The sequence below is a fragment of the Verrucosispora sp. SN26_14.1 genome, from assembly GCF_004307965.1.
GTDB lineage: Bacteria > Actinomycetota > Actinomycetes > Mycobacteriales > Micromonosporaceae > Micromonospora.
Genome location: NZ_SISL01000459.1, coordinates 1 through 4,621, shown reverse-complemented (window position 1 = coordinate 4,621; position 4,621 = coordinate 1). Strand labels below are relative to the sequence as shown.

Annotated in this window: 4 protein-coding genes; 3 read left to right on the top strand and 1 reads right to left on the bottom strand. The window is 71.1% G+C overall.

The genetic code is table 11. The features are described 5' to 3' along the window. Together EYA84_RS27020 and EYA84_RS27015 are read left to right on the top strand one after the other, a co-directional pair. On the top strand, positions 1 to 473 hold a 473-nt coding region (locus EYA84_RS27020; RefSeq protein ID WP_236145974.1), incomplete at its 5' end, for a hypothetical protein. A gap of 114 nt (positions 474 to 587) precedes the next feature. Next, the gene (locus tag EYA84_RS27015; protein ID WP_131056554.1) at positions 588 to 1,967 is read left to right on the top strand and encodes a glycine--tRNA ligase; all 1,380 of its coding nucleotides are present in this window, start codon (positions 588 to 590) and stop codon (positions 1,965 to 1,967) included. A gap of 61 nt (positions 1,968 to 2,028) precedes the next feature. Here EYA84_RS27015 and EYA84_RS27010 read toward each other — a convergent pair whose 3' ends face one another. Continuing rightward, positions 2,029 to 3,018, bottom strand: a complete 990-nt coding sequence (locus EYA84_RS27010) for a type IV toxin-antitoxin system AbiEi family antitoxin domain-containing protein (protein WP_236145973.1) — start codon at positions 3,016 to 3,018, stop codon at positions 2,029 to 2,031. 179 nt (positions 3,019 to 3,197) lie between these two features. Between EYA84_RS27010 and dusB the strand changes: the two genes are divergently transcribed. Next, on the top strand, positions 3,198 to 4,367 hold the full coding sequence (gene dusB / locus EYA84_RS27005) for a tRNA dihydrouridine synthase DusB (RefSeq protein ID WP_131056552.1): 1,170 nt from the start codon (positions 3,198 to 3,200) through the stop codon (positions 4,365 to 4,367). Positions 4,368 to 4,621: the final 254 nt, after the last annotated feature.

Below are 4,621 nucleotides of genomic sequence, written 5' to 3'. Positions count from 1 at the left end.
CACCGGCACCGCCCGCCGGGCCCGGCGTGGCCCCGCCGTTCGCGGCCCCACCGACCGAGGGCGGCCGTACCCGGCTCTGGCTCGGCCTCGGCGCCGGTGCGCTGGCCCTGGTGCTGTGCTGCGGTGGCGGCGGCACGGCGGTGGTCGGCCTGCTGGTCAGCGGGGTGCAGGCGATCGACGAGCAGGGACGCACCGTCTCCGGCGACTACTACCGGGCGCTGTCCGACGGCGAGTTCGGCCGGGCCTACGACCAGCTCTGCGAGGACGCCCGGCGCCGCGAGTCGCGGCAGGAGTTCGAGCGCCGGGCGGCGGCCGAACCGCAGATCTCCTCCTACCGGGTCGGGCAGGTGGACACCACCACGCTGACCGTGCCGGTGGACGTGACCTTCAGCGGTGGCGGCCAGGAGCGCCAACAGGTCGTACTCCAGCAGGACCAGCAGACCGGTGGCATGGAGGTCTGCGGAGTCAACTGACCGGCCGCAGGTAATGTGCTGGGTCCGAGGACCGGCGGGGTCGTACCGTGGTCCCGGACCGTTCGATTCATCCCACACTGTCCCCGCCGACCGCCAGTCGGCGTAGGAGGAAAAATGCCAGCCGACCGTATCGACGCCGTCGTCAGCCTCGCCAAGCGTCGAGGATTCGTCTTCCCCTCCAGCGAGATCTACGGAGGCACCCGGTCGGCGTGGGACTACGGTCCGCTCGGCGTGGAGCTCAAGGAGAACGTCCGCCGGCAGTGGTGGAAGACCATGGTCCAGCAGCGGGACGACGTGGTGGGTCTGGACTCCGCGGTGATCCTCTCGCGTGACGTCTGGGCCGCCTCCGGACACCTGGACGCCTTCGTCGACCCGCTGACCGAGTGCCAGTCCTGCCACAAGCGGTTCCGCGCCGACCACCTGGAAGAGGCGTACGAGGCCAAGCACGGCAAGCCGCTCGCCGCCCTGACCGAGCTGAACTGCCCCAACTGCGGCAACAAGGGCACCTTCACCGAGCCGCGGATGTTCAACGGCCTGATGAAGACCTACCTCGGCCCGGTGGAGAGCGACGAGGGTCTGCACTACCTACGGCCGGAGACCGCCCAGGGCATCTTCGTCAACTACAAGAACGTCGAGACCGTCGCCCGCAAGAAGCCGCCGTTCGGCATCGCGCAGACCGGCAAGTCGTTCCGCAACGAGATCACCCCGGGCAACTTCATCTTCCGCACCCGCGAGTTCGAGCAGATGGAGATGGAGTTCTTCGTCGAGCCCGGCACCGACGAGCAGTGGCACGAGTACTGGTTGCAGGAGCGCTGGAACTGGTACATCGACCTCGGTCTGGCCGAGGAGAACCTGCGCTTCTTCGAGCACCCGCAGGAGAAGCTCTCGCACTACTCGAAGCGCACCGTCGACATCGAGTACAAGTTCCGGTTCGGCGGCACCGAGTTCGCCGAGCTGGAGGGCATCGCCAACCGCACCGACTTCGACCTGTCCACGCACAGCAAGCACTCCGGCGTCGACCTGTCGTACTTCGACCAGACCAAGCAGGAGCGCTGGGTCCCGTACGTGATCGAGCCGGCCGCCGGCCTCACCCGCGCGGTGCTGGCCTTCCTGCTGGAGGCGTACGACGAGGACGAGGCGCCGAACACCAAGGGCGGCGTGGACAAGCGCACCGTGATGCGCTTCGACCCCCGGCTGGCCCCGGTGAAGGTGGCGGTGCTCCCGCTCTCCCGCAACGAGGCGCTCTCGCCGAAGGCCAAGCAGCTCGCCGCCGACCTGCGCAAGCGCTGGGTGGTCGAGTTCGACGACTCGCAGGCGATCGGGCGTCGCTACCGTCGGCAGGACGAGATCGGCACCCCGTTCTGCGTCACGGTCGACTTCGACACGCTCGACGACAACGCGGTGACCGTCCGGAACCGGGACACCATGGCCCAGGAGCGGATCCCGCTGGACCAGGTCGAGCGCTACCTGATCGACCACCTCCCCGGCTGCTGAAGTGAAAGGAAGGGTCCCCTGTTAACGCCTGGCGTATAGCAGGGGACCCTTCCTAACACCGTCAACCGCGCGGATCGCCGGTCGGCGGAGTCGGTGGCGTCGACACGTCGACCCGCAACCGGATGTTGACACCGAGCCCGCGCCGTGACTCGTACGCCTCCTCCACCGACCGCCGTACCCGGTCCGGCTCGCGGCGGATCTGTGCCGGCGTGAAGTGCAGCACCAGCACGCCGAATCGGCTCAGCTCGTTGTGCCGGTCGAGGGTGCGCGCCCAGTCGCCGGGGCGGAAGTGGTACTCCTGCGAGTCGACCTCCAGAGCCACCGCCGCCTCCGGCAGGTAGCCGTCGGGCGTCGGCACCGCCCGGCCCCCCGCGTCCCGCAGCCGGGGATTCCACAGGATCTCCGGCAGCACCGTGCTCGCCGCGAGGCAGTCCCGCAGCTCGGCCTCCGGCGCCGACCGCACGCCCTGCGTCACCTCGGCGAACGCCTTCCTGACCAGCGCCGTACGGCTGCGCCGGGCCCGACGGATCTCCTCGTCCAGGGCGGCGAGGTCCGCGTACCCCCGCTGCACGGCCTCGGCGACGACGGCCCGCACCGGACGGAGCTGCCGCAGGCCGCGTGCCGCGTCGACGACCGCGCGGGCCGGCGAACACACCGGGTAGAGCGGCGTGGCGCGGGCCCGGTCGTCCAGTGTCAGAGCCCGCGAGATCACCGCGAAGCCGGTGGACGTGCGGCGGGCGTGATGCGGCACGACGAGCTGCACGGCGTCGGTGCGCGGGCTCTGCCGGAAGCCGTACCAGGTCAGCGCGGCGAGGCCGGTCAGCTGCGCGTCGGACCCGGCGTACAGCGCCGCCGAGATCCGCCGCTGCTCGTCGGTCAGGGCGCCGGTGACCAGGGCGTACGTCGCGGGCAGCACCCGCTGCCAGAGGCCGCGTCGGGCCTGCCGGTAGAGATACATGTCGTCGAAGCCGGCGGCGAGGAGTTGAGCGCGGCTGACGATCTGCTGCTGGTGTTCGGCGAGGTCGGCGAAGTGGGGCGGATGGCTGCGCATGCCGCACAGCATCGACCGCGATCGTGGCCCGTGGGTGGTTCCCGGCCGTACCTGTGGACGACCTCCGGGCCTGTGGACAACCCTCTCGGGCGGGTGCCGATGTGGTATGCGTCGCGTTAGCAGGGGTCCCCTGCTATGCACGAGGCGTTAGCAGGGGGCCCTTCCTTACACTTGGGCGCGTGCCGACCACCGCTCCCGTCCTGCGCCCCCTGACCATCGGGCCGCACCAGGTATGGCCGCCGGTCGTGCTGGCGCCCATGGCCGGCATCACCAACGTCGGCTTCCGGCAGCTCTGCCGCGAGCAGGGCGGCGGCATCTACGTCTGCGAGATGATCACCACGGTCGCGGTGGTCGAGCGCAACCCGAAGACGCTGCGCATGATCGCCTTCGGGGCGGACGAGAGCCCGCGCAGCCTCCAGCTCTACGGCACCGACCCGGAGACCACCGCCGCCGCCGTGCGGATCGTGGTCGAGAAGAACCTCGCCGACCACATCGACCTCAACTTCGGCTGCCCGGTGCCGAAGGTGACCCGCCGGGGCGGGGGCGCGGCCCTGCCGTGGCGCCGCCGACTCTTCGCCCGCCTGGTGCGGGCCGCGGTGGACGCCGCGTCACCCGCCGGGGTGCCGGTCACCGTCAAGATGCGCAAGGGCATCGACGACACCCACCTGACGTACGTCGAGGCGGGGCTCGCCGCGCAGGACGCCGGGGTCGTCGCGGTCGCCCTGCACGGGCGTACGGCTGCGCAGCGGTACTCGGGCACCGCGGACTGGGACGCCATCGCCACCCTCAAGCAGGCGCTGGACGTACCGGTGCTCGGCAACGGCGACATCTGGGAGGCCGACGACGCGCTGCGGATGGTCGCGCACACCGGCGTGGACGGGGTGGTGATCGGGCGCGGCTGTCTCGGTCGGCCGTGGCTCTTCGCCGACCTGGAGGCCGCGTTCGACGGCCGTGCCGAGCGGCGACTGCCGAACCTCGGCGAGGTGGCCACGACCATGCGCCGGCACGCCGAGCTGCTGGTCGCGCAGTTCACTGCCGGGGCCCGCAACCCGGCCCGGGGCGAGCGCGACGGCTGCACCGACTTCCGCAAGCACGTCGCGTGGTACCTCAAGGGTTTCCCGATCGGCGGTGAGGTGCGCCGCGCACTCGCGATGATCGATAGCCTGGCCCAGCTCGACGACCTGCTCGGCAAGCTCGACCCCACGGTGCCGTTCCCGGTGGAGACGCTCGGCCAGCCACGTGGGCGGACCAACTCCCCGGGCAAGGTCTTTCTGCCGGACGGCTGGCTGGCCAGCCGCGACGACGACACCGTCCCGGTCGGCGCCGAGCTGGACGACTCCGGCGGCTGACCCTCGCGGCCATCGCACCCACGCGGTGAGCCGGACGTTAGGAAGGGCCCCCTGCTATGCGCGAGGCGTTAGCGGGGGGCCCGTGCTTGCACCAGTGGCCGGCCCCCGTGTGGGGGCCGGCCGTTGGGGTGTCAGTGGGTGGTGGCGTAGCCGCGGGTGGCGATCCAGTTGGCGAGGTCGTTGATGTGGAGGTCGTAGCGGGCGTGGTCGGGGTTGGCGGAGTCGGCGATGGTGACGGTGTTGCCGTTGTCGGT